The sequence below is a fragment of the Paenarthrobacter aromaticivorans genome (assembly GCF_019038615.1).
GTDB lineage: Bacteria > Actinomycetota > Actinomycetes > Actinomycetales > Micrococcaceae > Arthrobacter > Arthrobacter aromaticivorans.
Window position 1 is genome coordinate 459,702 of record NZ_JAHOPC010000001.1, and the last position, 20,487, is coordinate 480,188.

A 20,487-nucleotide genomic window follows, 5' to 3' on the forward strand; every position below is an offset into this window, starting at 1 on the left:
CCAAACTCCCCCCGCGTTTCAGGGCCGGTGTCCGTGTCGGACTAGGATGAGGAAAGACGAGGAGCAGGCTGGGCTTTACAGTCCCGACCGCCTGCTTGGGACAACGACACGAGGCATCATGGCCCCACGCAACAATCCGGACATCGAGAAGGACGCAGACGCCCAAGGCGGCGGCGTCCAATCAGTGGACCGCGCGCTGCAAATCCTGGAAATCCTTGCACGCGAAGGGGACGCCGGCGTCAGTGAAATCGCTGACGAGATGGGCGTCCATAAATCCACAGTGTCCCGGCTTGTGGGTTCGCTGGTTAACCGCGAGCTTGTCCGGCAGAACAGTGAGCGGGGCAAGTACCAGCTGGGCTTCGGAATCCTTCGGCTGGCAACCTCCATCCCCGGCAGGCTGAGCGTCGTGCACGAGGCCAGGGAAGTACTGGAAGCACTCGCGGGTGAGTACAAGGAAACGGTCAACCTTGCCGTGCTCCGATCCAACTACGCAGTCAACGTTGATCAGGCCATGGGCCCCTCAACGCTTGCCACCTACGACTGGGTGGGGAGCCTGACGCCGCTGCATGCCACGTCCAGCGGCAAAGTGCTCTTGGCCGCACTGACGGCCGATGAGCGGAGCCAGGTCCTGAAGACAGTCGGGCTGCCTGCCCGCACGCCCCGCACCATCACCAACCGCGCGGAGCTGGAGAAGCAATTGCTCGACGTCGCGCGGAACGGCTACGCAGTAGTCCATGAAGAGTTCGAGATCGGCCTGACGGCGGTAGCTGTGCCCATCTATAACCACATGGGCAATGTCATCGCAGCGGTGAGCATCTCGGGCCCTGCCTTCCGCTTCACCCCGGAGGAGCATCCAGGGCTCATAGACGCCCTCCGTGAGGCCGGCTTCACCATCAGTGCCAAGATGGGCTACCGACGCCGCTAGGCGCTGCCCCGTCCAATCCAGTCCTTCCCGGCGGCGCGATCCGCGCGGTCCGTTGGCGTAATCCACGCCTTTAAGTACAACTCGCTGCCGTCGCCAGCGTGGCCATTTTTTGCCCTGCTGTCGCTTGTTACGCAACAGTAACCACGATGTGCAACAAGGGGCGTGGGTGTCAAGGTCCCCGAAATGGAAAAGAAACACCTTGACATTGACGTGTGACGGAGCGCACTCTGTTGCATAGCGCGAGAACTGTTGATCCTTGCGAAACGTCAGAAGGCGATTCTGCCTAATGGACCCGAACCCCGTTCCCCAACAAAAGAGGTGCAACATGCGTAACGCTTGCCCCACCAGTGAGCTCGCTCCCGGGGAAGCGCTACGGCTCGATACTGCTCCAACAATCGCAACATCATGATCCTCGAATCGGAGGAAGCCCCCATCCTTCCCTCCAACCCTGCCCTCCAGGGCCATGTATAAACCCAAGCCCATGACTCGCCGAGCAAAGGACCCGCTCATGGCTATAAATAGTGATTTAAAGCCCCTAACACCCGAGGAAGTGCCCGCCAACGATAGCCTGGCTGACACTCCTTCATCACCTAAAACGAACCGCCTGGAGAACTCTGGGGACGTCATCAGCGTCTCCCCGGACGAAACCAACCCCGCAGTCCTCGACGATGAGGACGGAGGGCCGGAAGTTCTGCCGGATGTTGAAGAATACGAACAGATCCTGGAAGAACTCCGCAACGCCAAGACCGAGCAAGCCGTTTCGGCTCGCCGGAACCGCAAACTTACGCTCGACAAAGTCACCTTCGGTATCACGGGCGCCATCGCCGTCGCCTTCGTGGTCTGGGGTTTCGTCGGCCGGGACAGCCTGTCCGAAACTTCCAAAGGCGCCCTGAACTGGGTCATGGAATACACCGGCTGGCTCTTCATGGTTCTTGCCTCCTTGTTCGTCGTCTTCGTCCTCTGGCTCGCCCTGGGCAAATTCGGCAACATCCCGCTGGGCAAGGACGGCGAGAAGCCTGAATTCCGGACCGTCTCCTGGGTAGCGATGATGTTCGCCGCCGGCATGGGCATCGGGCTCATGTTCTACGGCGTGGCTGAACCGCTCTACCACTACATCTCACCGCCGCCAGGCACCGTGGACGGCCGCACTCCTGCCGCCATCCAGACCGCCATGGCCACCTCGATCTTCCACTGGACCCTGCACCCATGGGCCATGTACGCAGTGGTGGGCATTGCAATGGCCTACGGCACCTACCGTTTGGGCCGCAGGCAACTGATCTCCACTGCGTTCACGTCCCTGTTCGGGATAAGGATGGTTGAAGGTCCGATCGGGAAATTCATCAACATCCTGGCTATCTTTGCCACCCTCTTCGGAACGGCCGCCTCCCTGGGCCTTGGTGCCCTGCAGATCGGCAGCGGCATGACCTCCAACGGCTGGGTAGGCGAAATCGGCACCCCGGTACTCGTGGTGATCGTGGCCGTCCTGACCTTCTGCTTCGTCGCATCAGCTGTCTCCGGCATCAGCCGCGGCATTCAGTGGCTTTCCAACATCAACATGGTCCTGGCAGTCGTCCTTGCCCTCATCGTGTTCGTTGCCGGGCCCACCCTGTTCATCCTCAACCTGATCCCCTCCGCGATCGGTGACTACGCAAGGGACCTGGCAGAAATGTCGTCCCGGACCGAAGCGGTGGGCGACGAAGCGTTGCGCAGCTGGATGACCAGCTGGACCATCTTCTACTGGGCCTGGTGGATCTCCTGGACGCCCTTCGTCGGTCTTTTCATCGCACGCATCAGCCGAGGCCGCACCATCCGCCAATTCGTCACCGGCGTGTTGCTGGTACCCAGCGTGGTCAGTGTGATCTGGTTCGGCATCTTCGGCGGAGCTGCCTTCCACGTGCAGCAGGAAGCGGACAAAGCCGGCACGGCAGGCTTGGTAACCATGACCAACGGTGTACCGTCCGTCAATTTCGACGGTGCGCTCTTTGACCTCGTCAAGAACCTCGGAATGCCTGGCTGGCTCACGGCCGCGGTGATCGTACTTGCCATGGTCCTGGTGGCGATCTTCTTCATCACCGGCGCCGATGCTGCGTCCATTGTCATGGGCTCGCTCAGCTCCAATGGAGCGGAACACCCCCGCCGTGCAGTCGTCATCTTCTGGGGAAGCCTCACCGGTGCAGTCGCCGCCGTTATGCTTCTAGCCGGCGGCGACGAGCCATCCGAGGCCTTGGCCGGACTCCAAAGAGTCACCATCGTTGCCGCGTTGCCGTTCGTCATCGTCATGCTGCTGCTCTGTTTCGCCCTCACGAAGGACCTGCGCCGTGATCCTCTGTCACTGCGTAGGCGCTTGGCGACATCCGTTGTTGAACGCGCGATTCGTACGGGCGTGGAACAACATCGGGGCGTTCAATTCGACCTGGTGACCAGGCACGAGTGTGCGGAGGACTGCCCGGATTCCGACTGTCCCGGCGGAACTCCGACCGGAACCGTCCCCACCGTTCAGTCTCCCCGCCCCCAGCCAACCGACAAGTAAGGTGTCCCGCAATGACGCAAACCCATGAACAAGAAAGCATTCTCCGTGTCTCCACCGATTCCGGGGACACCGTGAGCTTCACCTTGGATGCCACGAAGCCCGTAACGGTCAAGCTCCAGGTTGACGGTGGTTGCACTTGTGGAACCACCGCCACGGTCCAGGGCTCCTACGTTGATAGCGACCTAGGCCAGCGATAACCCTTCATTTCCAACAAAAAAGCAGGCGCCGGATCCCGGCGCCTGCTTTTTTGTTTGCGGACTTTTTTGTTCGCGGACTGGCAACCTTACTTGGGCATCAGCACGGAGTCGATGAGGTAGACCGTTGCGTTGGCCGTGTGGACACCACCGCAAATCACGTTGGCGCCGTCAACTGTGAGTGAATCTTTGCTGCCACCAACGGTCACTTCGCCACCCTGGACCGTCTTGTGCGTTCCGACGATCTGGTCCGGGCTCAGCTGGCCGGGGACTACGTGGTAAGTGAGGATCTTGCTCAGCAGGGCATCGTCCGTCTTCAGCGTCTCAATGGTTGCGGGGTCAATCTTCGCGAAAGCATCATCAACAGGTGCAAAGACTGTGAATTCGCTGCCATTGAGGGTGGAGACCAAGTCCACTTTCGGGTTGAGCTTGCCTGAAACAGCGGCAGTCAAAGTCTTGAGGAGCGGGTTGTTCGAAGCGGCGACGGCAACCGGGTCCTGGGCCATTCCCACTACCGAACCGGCACCATCCGGAACCTGCGCGGCATAACCGGCACAGCCCGGGCCAACAAGATCACGGGCGGGATCCATGGCGGCGCTGGTCATGGCTGAAGCCGACGGCGACGGTGCCGCGGACGTCATCTCCGGGGCGGCTGACGACGACGAAGGTGTGCTGGAACTGCTTGAACCACCACAAGCGGTGAGTCCGAGAAGGGCGGCTGCAGTGAGGCCAACGAAGGCGAGGGCGGGGCGCTTTGTGGACAGCATGTCATTCTCCTTGTTCGTGGAACCAGGGCGTTGGGTCCATTGGGTGTGGGCACTGGCTCTCCGGCGCTGCATCTGCGTCGCCGGCGGTTTGTGCCTCACCAGCTATTCGGAGGTCGCAGCGGCGTGGATGGGTACGGATTGAAAAAGTTTTTAAACCAAGCCATCGCGGCTTCGGCTCCGAACTGCCTACAGATATCCGGAGCCGGCACCCTTCATGGCCGGTCCGGCGAACGTTGGGAGACGCAATGCTGCAATTAGCACTAATCGGGCTGCTCGGCGGGTTGATTACAGGCATCTCGCCCTGCATCCTGCCCGTCCTGCCCGTCATCTTTCTTTCCGGAGGCGTACAGGGTGCGCGGAAAGGCCCTGTGAGCAGTTCCGCGGCAACAGAGGTGCCGCGGACCGCCGTCGAGCTTAAGGCCCAATCCCGCCAGCGTCGGCGGGCAGGGTTGCGCCCCTACCTGGTGATCCTGGGCCTGGTGATCAGCTTCAGCACATTCACGTTGGTTGGCTCGTTCCTGCTGACCTTGGTGAACCTGCCGCAGGACCTGCTTCGATGGATCGGGCTGGTGGTGCTGGTGCTGATTGGTTGCGGCCTGATTTTCGATCGTTTCCAGCACATCCTGGAGAAGCCGTTCTCGTGGATCCCGCAGCGAAAGGTAGGCACCGAAAATGGCGGGCTGGTGCTGGGACTGGCGCTCGGCGTCGTCTATGTCCCCTGTGCAGGACCAGTGCTTGCCGCCATTGCCGTGGCCGGTGCCACCGGACAGGTGGGCCCGGAAACCATAGTCCTCACGTTGACGTTTGCCGTGGGTGCGGCCGTTCCGCTGCTGGTGTTCGCGTTGGCTGGGCGCCGCGTCGCAGAGCGGGTCAAGGCGTTCCGCAAGAACCAGCGCAAGATCCGTATTGCCGGTGGCGTCATGATGATCGCCCTGGCAATCGGGTTGGTGTTCAACCTTCCCCAGCTGCTACAGAAACTCGTGCCCGACTACACCTCCACACTCCAGGAACAGGTCCAGGACAACGAGGCCGTGAAGAAGGCACTGGACCTGGGCGGCCTGGTGAACGAGCAGAACCGTGATCTGGACAAGTGCAGCAACGGTGCCACCGAGCTTGAATCGTGCGGCACCGCCCCGGACATCAAGGGCATCCAGGAATGGTTCAACACCCCTGGCGGCCAGGCCGTGAACTTGAAGGACCTCAACGGCAAGGTGGTTCTGGTGGATTTCTGGGCCTACTCCTGCATCAACTGCCAGCGCTCCGTTCCGCACCTCACCGATTGGTACAGCAAGTACAAGGATTCCGGCTTGGAAATCATCGGCGTCCACTCCCCCGAGTACGCCTTCGAGAAGGAGACCCGCAACGTCATGTCCGGCGCGCAGGACCTAGGCATCACCTACCCCGTGGCCATCGACAACAATCTCGCCACCTGGACCAACTACCGGAACCGCTACTGGCCGGCCCACTACTTGATCGATTCCGAGGGAACAGTTCGGCACATCAAGTTCGGCGAGGGCGGTTACCAGACCACGGAGAAGCTGATCCGCAAACTCCTGCAAGAGGCCAACCCTTCAGCGGCGCTGCCGGCACCCATTGAAGCGTCCGACGACGGCCCGGTAGCAGGTGCCACCACTCCGGAGACGTACTTGGGCACTACCAAGAAGGTCAACTATGCGGGTGAGGAACCCTATAAAGCAGGGGTTGGCCTATATTCAATGCCGGCGAACCAGCCCGGTGACAGCTTTTCCTTGAAGGGTTCGTGGGATCTCGGAACCCAATCCATAACCCCTGCCGGCGCTGGCTCTTCGATCGCCCTGAACTACCACGCCAAGCAGGTGTACATCGTGGTCAGCGGTGAAGGCATGATCGAAGTTGTCCGCGATGGCAAGACCACGTCCGTAGCGGTCTCAGGGACGCCGACGCTCTATCAGATCGTAGACGACCCCGGAATCCGCGAGGGCAAGCTCGAGGTCAAGATCCCCCAGGGCATCCAGGCGTACTCCTTCACGTTCGGATAACCCCTGCGCCTTGGGAGGCCCTGTCTTGTTCGCTCTACCCAACGTTGTACGCGGGGATGTGCGAACAAGACCGGGACTCCTTGCCTCGGGTGGCTTAAAAATACGGCTTCGTGATCAGCTCCAGCGCGTGGCCAGAGGGGTCCTTGAAGTAGACACCCCGGCCACCGTGCTCCGTGTTGGTCTCGCCCGGACGGGTCATCTGCGGGTCCGCCCAATGCTCGACGCCGGCGCTCACCAGACGCTGATAGGCGCGGTCAAAATGCTGGTCGTCAACGAGGAAGGCGTAATGCTGCATCTGGATCTCGACCGGGGGCTCGGCGAATTGGAGCATTACGCCGCCATCCAAGGTCAGGTTGGTGAAGGGGCCCCAATTGGGAGCTTCGTCGGCTTCGAGGATGGACCGGTAGAACTCGGCAGAGACGGCGCGATCGATGGACGCGATGATGGTGTGGTTGAAAAGTGCGGGCATGCATAACTCCTTGTTGTGTGGATTTCGTTCGATGGCTTCAGTTCATCGATCCACAAGGAGGTGCCCGCGGGGCAGCCGCGCCTTTGACGCAGCAAGGCTTCAGAGGTCGGCCGGGTAGCCAATCCGTGCAGGGCAGGTGCCCGATCCGGTCATCACGTCCGCCAGTCTAGCGAAGAGTTGGGCGGCGGTGACAGGATGGGCGGCATGGCAATCGAAGTTCGGCCCGCAGCGGTGTTCGAGGACGTGAAAACCATCGTCGGCCCCAAACGTCCTGACGCCAACGTGTGCTGGTGCCTGAGTTACCGGATTCCCTCGAAGCAGAACCTTGCGCTCCAGCGGGAGGAGCGGGGAAAGTTCGTGGAAAAGCTGGTTGCGGAGGATCCGCCGCCAGGCGTTCTCGCTTACGACGGCGGCGAAGTAGTTGGGTGGGCTGCCGTCCACCCCCGCGCCGACACGAGCTTCGCTACGAATAGGAAGATCCCGCACGTGGACGACGCCGAGGTCTGGTCCGTGTGGTGTATTCGCGTGCGGCCCGGGCATCGCGGCAAGGGCATCTCCCATGCACTGCTCCAGGGCGCGATCGAGTTCGCAAAGAGCCATGGCGCGCCGGCCATAGAGGGCTATCCGGTGGACAACAAAGGCAACAAAGTGGACCTGACCATGGCGTACGTCGGCACGCGCCGGCTCTTCGAGAAGGCCGGATTCACAAAAGTCGCAGAGACAACGTCCGTCCTCAACGGTTTCCCGAGAGTGCTGATGCGGCTGGAGCTGCGCTAACCCAACTGAGTAGCAGATGATGCCGTTTAGAACGCTCAAAACGGCATCATCTGCTACTTACTTGGGTCAGCCTTGCAGTTTCGCGGTCATCCGGTGAGCTTCCTCAAGCAGCAACTTGCCGAGGAATTCCTGTCGATCAGGGCGGAACCGAGGTTCGATCCCCGTTAGGGAAAGGGCCCATGCGGGCCGCCCTTGTTGGTCAAAAACGGCCGCGCCCATCCCCCAACTTCCTTCAAGGATCAGCCCCGGATTCACCGAGTAGCCCGTCAGCCGGGTTCGTTCAAGGTTGTCCCGCACCACATCGGCCGGATGCCCCACGGCAAAGTCGCCAGCATGCGCTGGCCAGTCCTCCAGCAGCTCTTCCTGCTCCTCAGGAGAAAGAAAGGCCATAATCGCAGTCCCTGCAGAGGCAACACCCAGCGGAAAACGTACCCCCTCATGCAGTACGAAGGACCTCACCGGAAACGAACCTTCCTCGCGCAACACGCAGACGGTTTCATTGCCGCGGCGGATCGAGAAGAAGGCGCTCTCGCCCGTCTCGGCAGCGAGCCTGCGCAGGGACGGCCTGGCGATGTCCTCCATGGGGAAGCGTGCCGCCGCTACCGATCCAAGGAGGAAGATCTCCGGCCCCAGAACCCACTTCCCGGCGGCCGAATCGTGTTCCAGCAGACCCTCCGCGGCCAGGGACGTTAGGAGCCGGTGCACGGTGGGCCGCGTCAGCCCTGACTCGCGAACCAATCCGGCTAACGATGTTCCCTCGGGTTTGCGCCCAACAAGCCTCAGCAGCAGGGCAACACGGCCCACAACTTGGGCACCCTGCACGGGGTTTGCACTTGTCTTCTCTGCCACCAAAACAGCCTCCACACGAACTTCCATCCACAATATGGACACCATTGAGCCTACAGTCCACACCGTGAGTAGCCAAGCAGTAGCGCCGTTGACCTCGTTAAGAATCAAACCTAGGCTCCTCTACAGGTCACAAGTCCACAACGTGGATATGTCCACCACGAAGGCTCAAAGAGGAGTTCCAATGTCGAAGATGCACACTAGCGCAACCCAAGCGCTCCAGGACTTGATGGCAGACGGCCTGACCATCGCCGTCGGGGGTTTTGGCCTGAGTGGCATCCCTGCCGACCTGATCGATGCCGTGCGGGAGTCGGGCGCCAAGGATCTCACCATCGTCTCCAACAACATGGGCGTGGATGGCAAGGGGCTCGGCGTCCTGATCGAGGCAGGCCAGGTCAGGAAGGTCATCGCTTCCTACGTCGGCGAGAACAAACTGTTTGCCGAGCAGTATCTGGCGGGCAAGCTCGACGTCGAATTCACTCCGCAAGGCACCCTCGCCGAGCGCCTTCGCGCAGGTGGCGCCGGCATCCCTGCCTTCTACACGCGGACCGGCGTGGGCACCTTGGTTGCCGAAGGCAAGCCACTGGAAGAGTTCGACGGCGTGACGTACGTCCGCGAGCGCGCCATCACCGCCGACGTCGCGCTTGTCCACGCCCACACCGCGGACACGGACGGAAACCTGATCTACCGCTACACGGCGAGGAATTTCAACCCGGTCGTCGCCACTGCCGGCAAAGTCACCATCGCCGAAGCAGAGGTCATCGTTCAGCCGGGCGAGCTGGATCCCAACCACACCGTCACTCCCGGCGTCTACGTCCAGAGGCTGGTGCAGGCCACCGCGCGGGTTAAGGACATCGAACAGCGAACCGTCCGGCCACGCGAAGCGGTAAGGGCCTAAAGAAGCGATATCGGTTTATAGAACAAGGAGCACACATCATGGGCTGGACACGAGACCAGATGGCCGCCATTGCGGCTGAAGAATTGAACGACGGCGACTACGTCAACCTCGGCATCGGCATCCCCACGTTGGTGGCCAACAACCTGCGCGACGGCGTGCGGGTGGTTCTCCAGAGCGAGAACGGGTTGCTCGGCATGGGCCCGTTCCCTTATGAGGGCGAGGAGGACGCGGACCTGATCAATGCCGGCAAGCAGACCGTCACCATCACGTCGGGTGGAAGTATTTTCGATTCTGCTACGTCTTTCGGCATGATCCGCGGCGGGCATGTAAAGGTGGCGATCCTGGGTGCCATGCAGGTGTCCGGCCGCGGGGACCTCGCCAATTGGACCATCCCGGGAAAGATGGTCAAGGGTATGGGCGGCGCCATGGATTTGGTAGCCGGGACACCGCGGGTCGTGGTCCTCACCGAGCACAACGCCAAGGACGGCTCGGCCAAGATCGTCACGGAATGCACGCTGCCCCTCACCGGGCTGAAGTGCGTTGACCGGATCATCACAGACCTCGCGGTCTTCGACATCGTGCCGGACGCTGAAACGTTTGGTCCGGACGCAGAAAAGCACGACGGCGGCACCCGCCTCCTGCTGGCCCGCCTCGCCCCGGGCGTCACGGTGGAAGAGGTCCGCACCAAGACAGAGGCGGAGTTTACGGTGGCGATCAGCACCGACGCTCCGGACCCTGCAGAAACAAACACTTTCGAAGGAGCAAACGCATGAGCCTGAAAGACCAGTTCGGCAAAGACATCCTGCTCACCGGGTGGGGCCACAGCAAATTCGGCAAGCTGACGGATCACACCCTCGAATCACTGATTGTCCAAGTGGCCGGTGAAGCGATCCGCAATTCCGGGCTTGAGGCCAAGGACATCGACGAGGTCTATCTCGGCCAGTTCAACTCAGGTATGCAGCCGCTGGGGTTCACGTCGTCGCTTGCACTGCAACTCTCTGCGGACCTGGCCAATGTCCCTGCAACGCGCACGGAGAACGCGTGCGCATCCGGTTCTGCAGCGTTCCAGCAAGGCGTGAAGGCTGTGCTCGCCGGAACGGCCCGCAATGTTTTGGTGATCGGCGCGGAAAAGATGACCGACGCCGGAGCAGACGTTGTGGGGGCTGCCTTGCTTGGTGCCTCGTACGAAATGGCCGGCAAGGCGTCCACCACAGGGTTCACGGGGTTGTTCGCGGAGGTGGCGAAGCATTACGGGAAGCGCTACGGCACGGGCATAGACGCAGCCAACTACCCCGGAGGCCTGGGCGATGTCCTCGGTTCCATTGCAGCCAAGAACCACCACAACGGCATGGACAATCCCTACGCCCAGATGCACCGGGACTTTGGCGAGGAATTCTGCCGGACTATCTCGGACAAGAACCCCATGGTCGCGGACCCCTTGCGCCGTACGGACTGTTCGCCGGTCTCGGACGGTGCGGCCGCCGTCGTGATTTCAACGTCGGCTACCGGCGGCGCAACCGCACCTGTGCGCCTGGCCGGATTCGGTCACGCGAATGATTTCTTCCCGGCCGAGAAGCGCGATCCCACCGAGTTCGCCGCTACCCGCGCATCGTGGGAGCGTGCCCTGGGCATGGCGGGCGTGGGCATCGACGGACTGGACTTCGCCGAAGTCCACGACTGCTTCACCATCGCCGAGCTCATCATGTACGAAGCCATGGGCCTGACTCCCCGCGGCGAGGGTTCACGAGCCGTCCAGGAGGGCTGGGTATACAAGGACGGCAAACTTCCCGTGAACGTATCCGGCGGCCTGAAGGCCAAGGGGCATCCTGTGGGCGCAACTGGAGTGTCCCAGCATGTGATTGCGGCCATGCAGCTCACCGGGACCGCGGGAGACATGCAGCTTCCCAATGCCCGGCGAGGCGCGGTCCAGAACATGGGCGGCGTGGGCATCGCCAACTACGTCAGCGTGCTCGAGGCGGTCTAATCCACCCAACTGAGTCGCAGCAGTGCGCGTTTTGAGGCGTCTAAACGCGCACAACTGCGACTCAGTTGGGTTAGCGGTTCCGAATCAGCGCCGCGATCTCCGTGAACCCGAGCCGCTCTGCGTTCTGCAGGGCGGTTCGGCCTTGGGGGTCACGGATATCCGGATCGGCTCCCGCGGCCAGCAGCTGCCGGACCACGTCCTGCTGGTTCTGCCCGCCGTTGTTGAGCAGGATGGCCTCCTGCATGGCCGTCCAGCCCAGGTTGTTCACGTGGTTCACTGGCACGCCCGCGGCGATCAGGATGCGAACGGTGTCCGTATGCCCGTGCTCGCTCGCGGGGATCAGGGCCGTGCCACCGTATCTGTTGATGCTGGCGACGTCGGCCCCTGCCGCCAATGTCAGTTGGAGCACCTCATTGAAGCCCTCCGCACCCGCGTACAGGAACGCAGAGTCCTGGATGTCATCCTTGGCGTTGACGTTGCCACCCGCCGCGATCAGTTCCCGCACCCGCACGGGATCGTTGGCTTTTGCGGCGAGGATCAGGAGCCGGTCGGTTTCCAGTTGGGCCTCCGGGGACAGTCTCGTTGGGGACGCGGACGACGACGGGTCCGGACTCGCGCTCGACGCCACGGCTGGGGTGGGGCTGCTTGAGTCGGCGAACCCGGTGCGCAGCCAGCCACGAGTCCGGCGATTAGCAGCGCCGATCCCGCAGCCACGCCGCGCACCTTCCACAAGCTCATGGCTTCGAGGCTACTTTGCATCTACGCCCAGGGCTTCCGCACCAGCAGTCGCGCATGCCTCGTCCAAGGCGCCGTCGGGAGCGCCACCGACGCCGATGCCAGCCACGGATACGCCGTTGACCTTCAACGGGACGCCGCCAGCCAGGAAAAGCGTGCCGGGAAGGTCCGCGATGGATGGGCCGGTGCCGTTGATGCGCTTGGCGAGCTCGCTTGTGGGGGCACCAAAGGCAGCCGCAGTGTAAGCCTTCTGCTTGGCAGCCTCGATGGTGTGCTCGGCGGCGTTGTCACCGCGGAGGAGGGCCTGGACGGTGCCGAAGCGATCCACCAAGGCCACGGTCACGAACGGAAGCTTGTCTGCCTGGCACTTGGCAAGCGCGGCATTGACGGCCTTGCTGGAAGCACCCACTGTGATCCGGTTCTGGGCCACCACATTCTCAGGAGCCGGTTGCACTTCGGCAGTCACCGGCGCTGCGGGAACGTTTACAGGCGCGGCACCAGGGGCCACGGCATTGGCTACTGCGGTAACCCCGCCAGTAAGCAACAGCGCTCCAGCAGCGGCGGCGGCAATCATCTTGTTGGACTTCTTCATGGAGTTCTCCTCGTGGCAAGCAGTGGCAATTTCGGGTATATATCCATGCTTCCGGGGGCAGCCCCGAGGACGCATCGGCCGTGAGCCGGTTCCAAGCTCAGCCTTTCCGCCAGCTGTATCAGCCAAAAGGTGGAGAGACCAGCAATCACGCGGGATCTAGCATGGAAAGAGCGCCTACCACGGACAGAAACGGAAACAGGAACCACCCAATGCCAGCAGCCCCTCAACGGCCGGATCCCAGCAGCCGGATCGATACGCGCATCGATGCGGTGGTGCACCTGGGCTTTGCCGTGCTGATGGTCGCCTCTGCTGTCCGTTACGTCATGCGCCACTCCCCCGCGGACAACCTGTGGACCGTGGCCTTGGCGGTGGCCGTGTGTGCTCTGTACGTCACGACTGCGTTGCTGACCCAACACCCCCGGCCCACCCAGCACCGCAATCCCATGCAGCGCCAACAAACCCAAAACCGCGAGCTATGGTTGTTTGCCCTGGTAGCGGCCTGGGCGGCTCTGGTGATCGCGGCGCCCAGCTTCGCATGGTGCTCCTTCGCCATTTTCTTCCTCAGCCGCACCGCATTCCGGGGGTGGGCCGCGTATCTGGCGGGCGGCGCGACGGCGGCGGCCACCGCCGTCGGGCTTTTCCGTATGAGCGGTTGGACGGACGTCGCCATGCTGCTCGGACCGCTCGCTGCCGGCGCCCTGCTCACGTTGATTTACGACAAGATCGAGCGCGACGCCGCCCTCCAGCGAAAGCTCTTCGAAGATGTAACCCAAGCCCAGGAACAGCTGGCTGCGAGTGAACGGACAGCAGGAATCGCGGCGGAACGCGAGCGCGTTTCACGTGAAATCCACGACACCATCACCCAAGGCCTCGCGAGCGGCTTGCTCCTTCTTGAAGCAGCCCAACGTTCCTGGCCCGATCCTGCGGCGCAGCAGGAAGTCAACAAAGCAGCCAGCTTCCTCCGCGGAAATCTCGCCGAAACCCGGAGCCTGGTGCACGAGCTCTCGGCGCCTGGCCTGGAAACCGCGCCCCTTCACGAGGCCTTGGAACGCGCCGCCCGGCAGTATCTGGACCACGTCCTTGTGCAAGTCACCGGCGAGACCCGTCCCATCCCGTCCGAGGTTCGGCACGCCCTGCTCCGCGTGACCCAGAGCGCCGTAGCCAACATCAAACTTCATGCCCACGCGGACAACGCCAGCGTGACACTTGGGTACTTGCCGGACGCGATCACCCTTGACGTGTTCGACGACGGCCGCGGCTTTGATCCCGGAGCGGTACCTCCGCCTTCGGAAACGGGAGGATACGGTCTGCGCGCCATGCGGCAACGCATTGAGCAGCTGGGCGGAGAATTGTCCGTGGAGAGCACTCCGGGCGAAGGTACGATCATCGCGGCCCAGCTGCCGCTGCCAGCTCTGCCCGAAGCTACGTCGCCCTCATATCCATCGAAGGAGTCCCTGTGACCACCATTTCCGTACTCCTTGTGGACGATCACACGGTGGTCCGGAGCGGGCTGAAGGCGTTGTTGGGCACTCAGGCCGATATGGTCGTCGTCGGCGAAGCGGCGTCCGGGGAGGAAGCGTTGGAAGCGGCACAACAGCACTCACCGGCAGTGGTTCTCATGGACCTCGCCATGGGTGCAGGAATGGACGGCATCGAGGCCATCAAACAGTTGCGGCAGCGCAATCCCAAGCAGGCCGTGATCGTTTTCACCACTTACGATTCAGACGCCGACATCGTCCGTGCCGTCGATGCCGGCGCCATGGGGTACCTGCTCAAGGACGCCGCACCGGAAGAGATTTTCGCAGCTGTGAGAGGCGCGGTGCAGGGCAAAAGCGTGATGAGCGCGCCGGTTGCGTCCCGGCTTTTCCAACAGCTGCGGAACCCGGACGAAATCCTTACACCCCGGGAGGCGGAGCTCCTGAGCCTCCTGACGGAGGGCCTCAGCAACCGCGATCTGGGCAAACGCCTCTTCATTTCGGAAGCAACCGTCAAAACCCATCTGGCCCACATCTATGCCAAGCTCGGCGTGGAGACGCGGGCGGCGGCTATCGCAACCGCGATCCGTCGCGAGGGCATGCGGTAGGCCGGCCGCGCCTGGCGATTCAGGGCTCATTGCTATATATCCTCAGCCCGCGTTCGGTTAAGCTGGCACTATGTCCGACGCTTCGGAACGCAAGATGTTTAAACATTCCGGAACTGCCCTCCTGTTCCGCGGAATCCTTGCCGTCCTCTTTGGTCTTCTAGTCGCATCTTTGCCCGTAGCCACCGTCTTCGGGCTGGTTTTCGTCTTCGGTGTCTTCGCACTCGTTGACGGCCTCACCAACGTGGCCCACTACTTCTATGACCCTTCACGCCATTCCGGCTGGACGATGGTGGGAGGCTTCATCTCCATTGCCGCCGGTTTGGTGGCGCTCGCGTGGCCGGGAATCACGGCTGCAGCACTTGGCATCCTGATCGGGCTCTGGGCCTTGGTCCTCGGGCTTTCCGAGATCGTCTTCGCGTTTGCTGCAAGGAACTCCGTCAATGGTTGGGGAGTCTGGTTGCTGACCGGTCTTGTGACTGCGGTTTTTGGCCTCTTTGTCCTGGTCAATCCCGGCTTTGGGTTCCTGGGTGTTGTGGGTTTGCTGGCAGCCTTCTCCGTTGTTGCAGGGCTGCTGCTGATCGTCTGCGGCGTCAAGATGCGCAGGGGCGCATCGTCTTCCTTCATGTACGCCCACTAATACTTGCCTCAACACGGACGTCACGCCCAGCAATCCTTCATGAGGGGATGCGCTTGGCGCCAAGTTCGGTAAGTTAGTGGCTGTGAAGATAGCTACCTGGAATGTGAACTCCCTCCGTGCCCGTGCCGACCGCGTGGAAGCGTGGCTTGAGCGCAGTGACTGTGATGTCCTGGCCATCCAGGAGACCAAGTGCAAGGACGATAACTTCCCGTGGGAGCTCTTTGAGCGCATGGGCTACGAGGTTGCGCACTTCGGCGTGAACCAGTGGAACGGCGTCGCCATTGCGTCCCGCGTTGGGCTGGAGGACGTAGAACGCACCTTCCTGGACCAGCCGATGTTCGGTAAGGCCGGCAAGGACCCCGCGCAGGAAGCCCGCGCAATCGCCGCCACCTGCGGCGGCATCCGCATCTGGAGCCTCTATGTTCCAAATGGCCGCTCGCTGGACGACGAACACATGCCGTACAAGATCAAGTGGCTTGATGTCCTTCAAGGCAACGCCGCGGAGTGGCTAAAGTCCGAGCCCACCGCCCAGGTGGCGCTCATGGGCGACTGGAACATTGCTCCCTTCGATGACGACGTCTGGGACATCGAGCTGTTCCGCAACAACAACTTCACGCACGTCAGCGAACCCGAGCGCGCCGCTTTCCACGCCTTCGAAGCTGCCGGTTACACCGACGTCGTTCGACCCTACACACCCGGCCCTGGCGTCTATACCTACTGGGACTACACGCAGCTGCGCTTCCCCAAGAAGGAAGGCATGCGCATCGACTTCTGCCTGGCTTCCCCCGCCCTTGCGGCCCGGGTCACCGGTGCCTCCATCGACCGCGAGGAGCGTAAGGGCAAGGGCGCTTCAGACCACGCTCCCGTGATCGTGGAGCTTGCAGACTAATCACCGCTGATGGACGAAAGGGGCCGGCTGGAGATGACTGGAAACCTGTATAGGGGCCAGGCAGGACTGCCGTTCTCTTCGTCCCTGCGCGTTTACGAGCCCCTTGAGGCGTTTCCGCCTGAGCAGCAGCGCCAACTCGTGGCGGACAGCAGCAAGATACGTTCCCGGGCCGCCGTCGAAAATGCGGAGCTCCAAGCCTCACTGGGGCGCATCACCCGGACCGGCGGGGACCCCTTCCCCACCGGCCGGACTGATTTGGTGAGAATGACGCGGGTCCCTGGCGGGCGGCACACCGCGGCGGACAATGCCACTGACGTGACGACTGGCGCGTCGGTCCAGGATAAGGACACCCCCGACGCCGGACGGCTGCTTTACTGCCCCAGCCAGCTGGTGATTCGGGCCGGGTTGGCAGCGAATGCCCTCATGGATGGTGTCCACAGCCCGCTGGCCGATCTGCTGATTCCGGTATCGCAGCGGGACAAGCATCAAGCCAGGATCGATCGCATCAACGCCGGGGAAGAAGCCAAGCGTGTTCACACCCGGGCCTCCACCTGGGGTATCCCCTTCAGTTGGTTCTCGCTTTTCGCTGAGTCTGACCGCAAGGATGTGGTGGAGTCGGATGGGCATATCCTCACTGTCCGCGTGTGGACGCCGTTGACGGAGGCCCTGGACAGGGCTCGCTTTGCCGTAGCCCATCTGGCCTTGGCAGCCCCGGACCTGGACATGCTGGACGATCTCACGCAGCTCACCGAGTGGCTGGAGTTGTTCCATGTCCAGTCCATGGTGGAGCTGGATTACGGGGCCGTGGCGGACAAGGTGTACCCGGACGAGTCCCCCATGGATGTGCGCCTGGGGATCGAATGCCTGGCCGAGGGCGATATGACGGGCGCGGCGGCAGCTTATCGCCGGCTGGCCTCGCGCTGGATCCCCATCCGGCAGTTGGCGCGGGCCTCGTAGGCTGGCATCACCGGCATGGTGGTGCTGTTGTCTCCCGGACAATCAGCTGGTGCGGTGCTACCTCCGAATGCACGGCACCGGCAATGCCATCGAGTTCGTCCAAAAGCATCTTGGTGCCAAGTTCGGCTTGGTCGTCCGGCCGCTGACCCACCGTTGTCAGGCCCAATGCCTCGGAGAAGTCGTGATCGTCGATTCCGATGACTGAGAGGTCCTCTGGCACGCGAACGCCGTGACGCGTGGCTTCGAAGATGACCCCCATGGCCATCTCATCGGAGGAACAGAAAATGGCCGTAGGCTTTCGGCCGGGCTGGTTCCAGAGCCGGTTGAATGCCTGCTGCCCGCTGGCAACCGTGAAGTCACCCCATTCGTCCCACTCGGGACGGACTTCCAAGCCGGCGTCGGTCATGACGTCCTGGAAGGCGCGGATCCGGACGCGGGGAACGTCGAAGTTCAGGTCTGTCTCGTCGTCGCCATGGAGCAAGGCAATGTCCTTGTGTCCCAGGTCCAGCAGGTGCCGCACGGCGGTGGTCGCGGCGTCGTAATCGTTGATGCCGATGTAGGCGCAATCCTCAACGTGTCCGCCAACCACCACCAGCGGAATGTCGATCTTGTGGAGGTGTTCCAGTTCGTCTTCGCTGAGCGCCATACATAGCACCAGCAGCGCGTCTATCTGTTTGTAAACCATGGTGGAGCTAAAGAGCCGCTCGCGGTTGCTGCCATGGCCACCGAGGTTGAACAGGGAGAGGTTGTACTTGCGTGAGTGCAGTTCCCTGTCCGCGCCTTCGATTGCTTTGGAGAAGAACCAACGGCTGACGAAGGGCGCCAGGACCCCGATGGTGCGCGTGCGACCAGTGGCCAGTCCCGAAGCCGACGACGACGCAACGTAGCCCAGTGACGCCGCGACTTCCAGGATCTTTTCACGCGTTGCTGGCGAAACCCGAGGCAATCCCCTGACGGCCCTGGAGACGGTGGCCGTGGACACTCCTGCTGCTGCTGCGACGTCCTCGATGCTGACGCCTGTATGACCACCGCGCTGGGACCTACCCGTTGTTCGTGTCACAGGCCCCCCTCTCCGGCTGCCTTCACTTCGCCGTTTTCTGTCCCACGGCGAAGAATCAGTCTATTTTGTGCAGGCCTTGGTTACGCAGCGGAGTCGTCCGCTGCGTAACCAACGCTGCAATTGTCTAGCCCTTGAGACCGCCGGACAGCAGGCCTCGGACGAAGTACCGCTGCAGGCCGAAGAACACCAGAAGCGGGATGATGATCGAGACGAAGGCCGCAGCCGGGTTCAAGTAGTCCCTGGCACCGCGCGTACCGGAAATCTCGGCCAGACGCTGGGTAATAGGCGCTACATCGGCCGTTCCGCCGGAGAACACCAGGGCAACCAGCAGATCGTTCCAGACCCACAGGAACTGGAAGATCGCCAGCGAAGCCAGGGCCGGAACGGAAAGCGGCAGGATGATCCGCCAGAAAATGGTGCTGTGTCCCGCACCGTCCACCCTCGCCGCCTCGATAACTTCACCAGGGATCTCGGAGATGAAGTTGTGGAGGAGGAAAATACCCAGGGGAAGGCCGAACATGGTGTGGGCGATCCACAGCTGCGCATACGAACCCGCCGGCAAATGCAGGGTTTGCGTAAAGAGTTGCAGGAGCGGAATCAGTGCCATCTGGAGCGGGATGATCTGGAGGGCAAAAACGAAAATAAAGAGTGCGTCCCGGCCCTTGAACTTGCCCCAGGCGAAAACATAGGCGGCCATCGACGCCAGCACCAGCACAAAGATGGTGACTGGAATGACGATCGCCACGGAGTTGATGAAGTACTGGGAAAGGTTGGCAGACTGAGAGCCCGCCGGGGTAAGAACGTCCGTGTAGTTCTTGAAGGTGAAGTCCCAGTCAACGAATGCATTCCACCAGCCGTTTGAGCGGGGGCCCACTTGCTTCGGCGCGGGACGGAACGAGGTAACAAAGAGGCCAAAAGTCGGGATAGACCATACGACGGCGATGATGATCGCTGCCGCTGTTGCCCACTTGGAAGTGAGCTTGGTCTTGACCCGGCGCATGATCGGCTGGGCGTCCTCCGTGGGATCGGATCCAGGACGCTGCCGGGTTGTGGCCTTGGAGGCCTCTTTCGGGGCTGGCGTGGCTGTCAATGGATCTCCCTTTGCTTGCGAAGGACTCGAGCGTTGTACACGACGATGGGCAGCACCATGAGGAACAGGATCAGGGCCAACGCTGCACCTCGTCCTGGCTCACCGGCACGGAAGGCCTGCGTATACATTTCATTGGCCACTACCGATGTGTCGTAGTTTCCGGCGGTCATGGTTCGGACAATGTCGAAGACCTTCAGCGTTGCGATCGTGATTGTCGTCAGGACCACCACCAAGGCCCCGCGGATGCCCGGGACCGTGACGTTGCGGAACTGCTGCCAGGCGTTGGCCCCATCCAAACGGGCTGCCTCGATGAGTTCCACCGGGACACCCTTGATGGCAGCGGAGAGAATCACCATGGCAAAACCGGTTTGGATCCAGACCATGACGATGATCAGGAACACCGTGTTTTCCGGGGCGTCCAGGAGGAACTGCTTGGGGTTCATTCCCAGCGCGTCACGGATAAAGTTGATGACACCCGTCTGTTCAATACCGGGGCCGCGGTAGTCGTACACGAGCTTCCAGATGATACCGGCGCCTACAAAGGAGATGGCCATCGGCATAAAGACCAAGGACTTCAGCACCCGCTCGCCGCGGGCCTTATCGATGAAGACCGCGTAGGCCAGCCCGAATCCCGTTGACAACAGGGGAACCAGGATGGTCCAGATGACCGTGTTCCGCAGCGTGGTCAAAGCTTCAGGCTGCGTAAACATCCAAACAAAGTTGTCGAATCCGTTGCCTTGGCCGCTGGCGTCCGTGAAAGCCAACATTGACGTTCGGACCGCGGGATAGACAAGGCCCACCAGCATCAGGATTCCAGCCGGAGCCAGGAATCCTGCCACCGTAACTTTGTCCTTGACTGATTTCGGTGCCCTATCCACCACCAGCATGAGGATGCCGATGATAGCGGCAAAGATCGCCAGGGCGATCACTACTTGAAGGAGCTTTCCTCCGATAAATTCCATACCCAACCTCCGGGGCGTGAGTGAATCACTAAGTTCCGGGAAAAACGCTGCCTCCCCGGCTGGGCAAACCAGCC

Annotated in this window: 21 protein-coding genes; 13 read left to right on the plus strand and 8 right to left on the minus strand. The window is 61.9% G+C overall.

All coding sequences use genetic code 11. The features are described from left to right. Positions 1–118 precede the first annotated feature (118 nt). The 3 genes from KSW38_RS02165 to KSW38_RS02175 all read left to right on the plus strand — a co-directional run bounded on the left by KSW38_RS02165 (position 119) and on the right by KSW38_RS02175 (position 3,652). Positions 119–925: an IclR family transcriptional regulator gene (locus KSW38_RS02165; protein WP_216922245.1), complete on the plus strand. Its 807-nt coding sequence runs from the start codon at positions 119–121 to the stop codon at positions 923–925. A 508-nt stretch (positions 926–1,433) separates the two neighbouring features. Next, positions 1,434–3,455, plus strand: coding sequence for a BCCT family transporter (locus KSW38_RS02170; RefSeq protein ID WP_254185957.1), 2,022 nt, complete (start codon positions 1,434–1,436; stop codon positions 3,453–3,455). Between the two features lie 11 nt (positions 3,456–3,466). Further along, positions 3,467–3,652, plus strand: coding sequence for a hypothetical protein (locus KSW38_RS02175; protein ID WP_216922249.1), 186 nt, complete (start codon positions 3,467–3,469; stop codon positions 3,650–3,652). An 86-nt stretch (positions 3,653–3,738) separates the two neighbouring features. Here KSW38_RS02175 and KSW38_RS02180 read toward each other — a convergent pair whose 3' ends face one another. Beyond that, a complete protein-coding gene (locus KSW38_RS02180; RefSeq protein ID WP_216922252.1) occupies positions 3,739–4,416 on the minus strand; it encodes a fasciclin domain-containing protein in 678 nt (225 codons plus the stop codon). A gap of 245 nt (positions 4,417–4,661) precedes the next feature. On the opposite strand from KSW38_RS02180, the gene KSW38_RS02185 reads away from it, so the two are divergent. Next, complete coding sequence (locus tag KSW38_RS02185; protein WP_254185958.1) at positions 4,662–6,434, plus strand: cytochrome c biogenesis protein DipZ; 1,773 nt, start codon at positions 4,662–4,664, stop codon at positions 6,432–6,434. Between the two features lie 94 nt (positions 6,435–6,528). On the opposite strand, the gene KSW38_RS02190 is transcribed toward KSW38_RS02185, so the two are convergent. Beyond that, positions 6,529–6,903: a VOC family protein gene (locus KSW38_RS02190; protein ID WP_216922254.1), complete on the minus strand. Its 375-nt coding sequence runs from the start codon at positions 6,901–6,903 to the stop codon at positions 6,529–6,531. Between the two features lie 204 nt (positions 6,904–7,107). Here KSW38_RS02190 and KSW38_RS02195 point away from each other — a divergent pair, with 204 nt between their 5' ends. Beyond that, entirely contained in the window at positions 7,108–7,680 is a 573-nt protein-coding gene (locus KSW38_RS02195) for a GNAT family N-acetyltransferase (protein ID WP_216922256.1), read from the plus strand. A gap of 66 nt (positions 7,681–7,746) precedes the next feature. Here the strand turns inward: KSW38_RS02195 and KSW38_RS02200 are convergent, their stop codons facing one another. Next, positions 7,747–8,556 (minus strand): IclR family transcriptional regulator, encoded by an 810-nt coding sequence (locus tag KSW38_RS02200; protein ID WP_216922829.1) that lies wholly within the window; start codon positions 8,554–8,556, stop codon positions 7,747–7,749. Between the two features lie 154 nt (positions 8,557–8,710). Between KSW38_RS02200 and KSW38_RS02205 the strand changes: the two genes are divergently transcribed. The 3 genes from KSW38_RS02205 to KSW38_RS02215 are packed head-to-tail and all read left to right on the plus strand — an operon-like array spanning position 8,711 to position 11,408. Continuing rightward, the gene (locus KSW38_RS02205; protein ID WP_216922258.1) at positions 8,711–9,424 is read left to right on the plus strand and encodes a CoA transferase subunit A; all 714 of its coding nucleotides are present in this window, start codon (positions 8,711–8,713) and stop codon (positions 9,422–9,424) included. 38 nt (positions 9,425–9,462) lie between these two features. Next, the gene (locus KSW38_RS02210) at positions 9,463–10,197 is read left to right on the plus strand and encodes a 3-oxoacid CoA-transferase subunit B (protein ID WP_216922267.1); all 735 of its coding nucleotides are present in this window, start codon (positions 9,463–9,465) and stop codon (positions 10,195–10,197) included. Further along, entirely contained in the window at positions 10,194–11,408 is a 1,215-nt protein-coding gene (locus KSW38_RS02215) for an acetyl-CoA acetyltransferase (RefSeq protein WP_216922269.1), read from the plus strand. The genes KSW38_RS02210 and KSW38_RS02215 overlap by 4 nt, the downstream gene beginning before the upstream one ends. A gap of 70 nt (positions 11,409–11,478) precedes the next feature. On the opposite strand, the gene KSW38_RS02220 is transcribed toward KSW38_RS02215, so the two are convergent. Beyond that, entirely contained in the window at positions 11,479–12,036 is a 558-nt protein-coding gene (locus KSW38_RS02220) for an ankyrin repeat domain-containing protein (protein ID WP_216922271.1), read from the minus strand. 120 nt (positions 12,037–12,156) lie between these two features. Continuing rightward, positions 12,157–12,735 (minus strand): GlcG/HbpS family heme-binding protein, encoded by a 579-nt coding sequence (locus KSW38_RS02225; RefSeq protein ID WP_216922273.1) that lies wholly within the window; start codon positions 12,733–12,735, stop codon positions 12,157–12,159. A gap of 209 nt (positions 12,736–12,944) precedes the next feature. On the opposite strand from KSW38_RS02225, the gene KSW38_RS02230 reads away from it, so the two are divergent. From KSW38_RS02230 to KSW38_RS02250, 5 genes are all read left to right on the plus strand, one after another. Beyond that, positions 12,945–14,195 carry a sensor histidine kinase gene (locus tag KSW38_RS02230; protein WP_216922275.1) on the plus strand — a complete coding sequence of 417 codons (1,251 nt, stop codon included), beginning with the start codon at positions 12,945–12,947 and terminating at the stop codon, positions 14,193–14,195. After that, entirely contained in the window at positions 14,192–14,818 is a 627-nt protein-coding gene (locus tag KSW38_RS02235; protein ID WP_216922277.1) for a response regulator, read from the plus strand. The genes KSW38_RS02230 and KSW38_RS02235 overlap by 4 nt, the downstream gene beginning before the upstream one ends. A gap of 70 nt (positions 14,819–14,888) precedes the next feature. After that, a complete protein-coding gene (locus tag KSW38_RS02240) occupies positions 14,889–15,455 on the plus strand; it encodes an HdeD family acid-resistance protein (protein ID WP_216922279.1) in 567 nt (188 codons plus the stop codon). A gap of 82 nt (positions 15,456–15,537) precedes the next feature. Next, the gene (locus tag KSW38_RS02245) at positions 15,538–16,344 is read left to right on the plus strand and encodes an exodeoxyribonuclease III (RefSeq protein ID WP_216922281.1); all 807 of its coding nucleotides are present in this window, start codon (positions 15,538–15,540) and stop codon (positions 16,342–16,344) included. Between the two features lie 33 nt (positions 16,345–16,377). Continuing rightward, complete coding sequence (locus KSW38_RS02250; RefSeq protein WP_216922283.1) at positions 16,378–17,301, plus strand: DUF8083 family protein; 924 nt, start codon at positions 16,378–16,380, stop codon at positions 17,299–17,301. Between the two features lie 7 nt (positions 17,302–17,308). Here the strand turns inward: KSW38_RS02250 and KSW38_RS02255 are convergent, their stop codons facing one another. The 3 genes from KSW38_RS02255 to KSW38_RS02265 all read right to left on the minus strand — a co-directional run bounded on the left by KSW38_RS02255 (position 17,309) and on the right by KSW38_RS02265 (position 20,413). Then, positions 17,309–18,361, minus strand: coding sequence for a LacI family DNA-binding transcriptional regulator (locus tag KSW38_RS02255; RefSeq protein WP_216922285.1), 1,053 nt, complete (start codon positions 18,359–18,361; stop codon positions 17,309–17,311). 124 nt (positions 18,362–18,485) lie between these two features. Beyond that, positions 18,486–19,451, minus strand: coding sequence for a carbohydrate ABC transporter permease (locus KSW38_RS02260; RefSeq protein WP_216922287.1), 966 nt, complete (start codon positions 19,449–19,451; stop codon positions 18,486–18,488). After that, positions 19,448–20,413: a carbohydrate ABC transporter permease gene (locus tag KSW38_RS02265; protein ID WP_216922289.1), complete on the minus strand. Its 966-nt coding sequence runs from the start codon at positions 20,411–20,413 to the stop codon at positions 19,448–19,450. The genes KSW38_RS02260 and KSW38_RS02265 overlap by 4 nt, the downstream gene beginning before the upstream one ends. Positions 20,414–20,487: the final 74 nt, after the last annotated feature.